The organism is Erwinia sp. ErVv1, assembly GCF_900068895.1.
GTDB lineage: Bacteria > Pseudomonadota > Gammaproteobacteria > Enterobacterales > Enterobacteriaceae > Erwinia.
Window position 1 is genome coordinate 1 of the sequence record NZ_CDPK01000038.1, and the last position, 288, is coordinate 288.

A 288-nucleotide genomic window follows, 5' to 3' on the forward strand; every position below is an offset into this window, starting at 1 on the left:
TTTCATTCTTATTACGGAGAATGAAAACGATACGTCGTTTCAATTTTCAGCTTGTTCCGGATTATTAAAGAGCAGTTATCTCAAACATGACTCGCCTTCAGGCAGAATCAGCTTTGAGATACGGTTGATAATGTCTTTCACTCATTATCAGGAGATGGCGTCCCCAAGGGGATTCGAACCCCTGTTACAGCCGTGAAAGGGCAGTGTCCTGGGCCTCTAGACGATGGGGACTCTGTACTGTTGCTCATTACTTCTATCAGACAATCTGTTGTGGACACTACGCGGGAA

At 45.1% G+C, this 288-nt stretch carries 1 tRNA gene; it reads right to left on the reverse strand.

Annotated elements, in window-relative coordinates:
* Positions 1-155: 155 nt before the first annotated feature.
* Positions 156-231: transfer RNA gene (locus A1830_RS20820), tRNA-Glu, on the reverse strand.
* Positions 232-288 lie beyond the last annotated feature (57 nt).